The organism is Terriglobales bacterium (assembly GCA_035543055.1).
In the GTDB taxonomy this organism is placed as follows: domain Bacteria; phylum Acidobacteriota; class Terriglobia; order Terriglobales; family Acidobacteriaceae; genus JAIQFD01.
Genome location: DATKKJ010000129.1, coordinates 1 through 3,149, shown reverse-complemented (window position 1 = coordinate 3,149; position 3,149 = coordinate 1). Strand labels below are relative to the sequence as shown.

At 64.7% G+C, this 3,149-nt stretch carries 3 protein-coding genes; 2 read left to right on the top strand and 1 reads right to left on the bottom strand.

All coding sequences use genetic code 11. The annotated features are described in order from the left end of the window. Window positions 1–1,517, top strand: a 1,517-nt coding sequence (locus VMS96_09020) for an AMP-binding protein (GenBank protein HVP43564.1), incomplete at its 5' end; no start/stop codon positions are given. Window positions 1,518–1,966: 449 nt separating this feature from the next. Here VMS96_09020 and VMS96_09015 read toward each other — a convergent pair. Continuing rightward, a complete protein-coding gene (locus tag VMS96_09015; GenBank protein ID HVP43563.1) occupies window positions 1,967–2,158 on the bottom strand; it encodes a hypothetical protein in 192 nt (63 codons plus the stop codon). A 503-nt stretch (window positions 2,159–2,661) separates the two neighbouring features. Between VMS96_09015 and VMS96_09010 the strand changes: the two genes are divergently transcribed. Beyond that, the coding region (locus VMS96_09010) for a site-specific integrase (GenBank protein HVP43562.1) at window positions 2,662–3,149 on the top strand (488 nt) is incomplete at its 3' end.

The following is a 3,149-nucleotide window of genomic DNA, read 5'->3' as shown; positions in this document are numbered from 1 at the left end:
CGGCTCGCACCGGCGAGGTGATCACCTACGCCGAGCTCGATGCACGCTCGAACCGGTTGGCGCAGCTCCTGTGGTCCGAAGGGCTGCGCCGCGGCGACCACATCGCGGTGTTCCTCGAGAACCATCTTCGCTATTTCGAAGTCGCCTGGGCGGCGTTCCGATCCGGGCTCTACCTCACCACCGTCAACCGCTATCTGACCGCGCCGGAAGCCAGCTACATCGTCGATGACTGCGGCGCGCAGGTGCTAGTGTCCTCGCGCGCGCTGCACGGCGTGGCGGCGGCGATCCCCAACCAGGCGCCGGGCTGCCGGCGCTTCCTGGTGGTCGACGGCCTGCCGGCGGGCGCGTCGGATCGCTTCGAGAGCTACGAGGCCGCCGTGGACGCGCACCCGGCGGAGCGCCTCGACGAGGAGCCGCTCGGCGACTTGATGCTCTACAGCTCGGGGACGACCGGGCGGCCCAAGGGGATTGCCCGACCTCTACCAAGCCGCTCGGTATCGCGCGGCCTGGCGATGAACGCCGTGCTGCGGGGTCTGTTCCGCGTGGACGCGGACTCGGTGTACCTCTCGCCCGCGCCACTCTATCACTCGGCGCCCATCGGCTTCTGCACCGCTGTGCAGTCGCTCGGCGGCACGGTGGTCATCATGGAACGCTTCGACGCATTGGAAGCGCTGCAGGCCTTGGAGAAGTACTCGATCACCCACAGCCAGTGGGTGCCCACCATGTTCACTCGCATGCTGAAGCTCCCGGAGGAGGAGCGCGCCGGCTACGATCTCTCCCATCATCAGGTTGCGATCCACGCCGCCGCTCCCTGCCCGCGCAAGGTGAAGGAAGAGATGTTCGAGTGGTGGGGCCCGATCCTGCACGAGTACTACGGCGGAACCGAGCTGAATGGATTGACCTACGTCGGGCCGGAGGAATGGCTGGCGCATCCCGGGACCGTCGGGCGCGCGGTGATCGGGACGATCCGCATCTGCCATGAGGACGGCACCGAGCTGCCGACCGGAGAGGCGGGTATCGTGTACTTCGAGCGCGACGAGGCACCCTTCCAGTACCACAAGGACCCGGAGCAGACGCGCAGCGCTCAGCACCCGAAGCATCCTAGCTGGACGGCCCTGGGAGATGTGGGCCACCTCGACGAGGAGGGCTTCCTCTACCTCACTGACCGGGCGTCGTTCATGATCATCTCGGGGGGAGTCAACATCTATCCCCAGGAGGTCGAGAACGAGTTGATCATGCATCCCAAGGTGGAAGACGTGGCCGTGATCGGCGTGCCCAACTCCGAGTTCGGAGAGGAGGTGAAGGCGATCGTGCAGCCCGCTGCGGGCGTGAGCGCCGATGCAGCGCTGGCTGAGGAGCTGATCGCCTACGCTCGCGAACGTCTGGCGGCGTACAAGTGCCCGCGCTCCATCGACTTCGACAGCGACCTCCCGCGCCTCCCCACCGGCAAGCTCTACAAGCGGCTGCTCAAGGACCGCTACTGGGGGCGCGGCGACTCGAAGATCGTCCAGGACTAGTCTTGACCGCCCTCGACTACCTTTCAGCTGTCAGTCACACGGGCCACTGCTCGACACGCGCAATCACAGCCATATTTCACCTTCCGAGTGTGCCGATAGATCTCGCTGTGGGGAATAGCCCGTGCAGCGGGCGTACGAACGCGGGGGCGGCGCGGCCACAAAAGCCAGGCGCCGCGGTGGGGTGGTCTTCTCTCTCTCCGCCTCACCGGCTGCGGCGGGCCATTCTGCCATTCGTGTGTGCCCCGGGGGGACACCCACCAAGTTATTGTTCGTGGCCGCAGCCAGTGCTTCGCAATGATGATCGACTCCTGCCAAACTCTGAAGCGTCCACAATCTGTTCTGCGCAGTGGTTGACAATACGCTGTGAGTAGTGGTGGACCAAGAGGGGGCACGCAGGGAGTCGCGCGCGAGTTCCCGTTGCCGCCGGTGCCGACGGGTTCCTCTGACGGCTACACCGCCACTGCCGCCGCTGGCTCGCTGGCCAGCAGGTGGCGGCGCCAGCGCCCGCGCACCTTGATCGCCAGTTTCCGGGCCACCGCGATGATCGCTCGTTTGCGCCCAATCCGCGGAGCCAGGTTGGCGAAGCGTTCCTGCAGCTCCGTGTCGCAACCTTGGCGTACGGCACTCCACGCACACTGCAACAACAGCGCCCGCAGAAAGCCCGGACCGCACTTTAAGATGTGCCACCTATCTTCTCCATCGGAGCCTCCCTTCTGGCTGCGGCGCTCACCGCAGCGCGTTCTGGTTGAGTTACTCAGAAGGGTCATGGCTGCTTTCCCCATTTGCAACACTGCGAGACCGAGCACATGGTAACTCCCGAGCGCCGCGCCTCGGCGTCGAGCCCTTCCCAACGCTTTGCGCGCACCAGCTTGAGCGAAGGCGCGATGCTGCTCGGGTGAGGTGTTCGCCCACCGATGGCGGCCAAGTGTAGCCGCTACGGGGTGTTTTGCTTCGTAACGTTGCGTGATTGCGTTCCAGTACACGTACATTTTGTGCCGCTACTACATAAGCGGATGGCAGATAACCCCACACGCCGTCCGGGTAGTGGGTGCAGTTCGTGCCACGACGGCGCCCCTCAGGAGAGGGCCTCGAAATCTGCGACCTGAACCGGCGCGTCCGCATACCAGTTCCGGCGCCAGATCGCGTGCTGTCACCCGACGAAGCATCACGTCTCATCGCAGAAGCGGACCAGGGTTACTATCGCACGTTTTTCCTGACTGCGGTCTTGACGGGCGCGCGCGTTGGTGAGCTGACCGCACTCACCTGGCCCGACGTTGACTTCGACGCCGCCACGATCGCGATCCGCCGAAGTGTATCATGGGCCAAGGACCGGACCTCGGAAGGAACCTCAAAGCCCAGGTTTTACGAACCGAAGACGCCAAGTTCACGCCGATTGATTCCCCTGACACCAGAGCTGCTGTCTGCACTGAAGCGATGGAAGCTCGCGTGTCCACCCAGTGCGCTGGGTCTGGTCTTTCCGAATGCCGAAGGTACACCTCGGCACCGCAGCACCATCGCGCAGGAGGGCTTGCGCCCCGCTCTGAAGCGAGCCAAGTTGCGGCAGGTCACAATTCACTCGCTCCGACACACTTTCGCGTCGGCTTTGATCATTGACGGACAGAAGGTCACTCG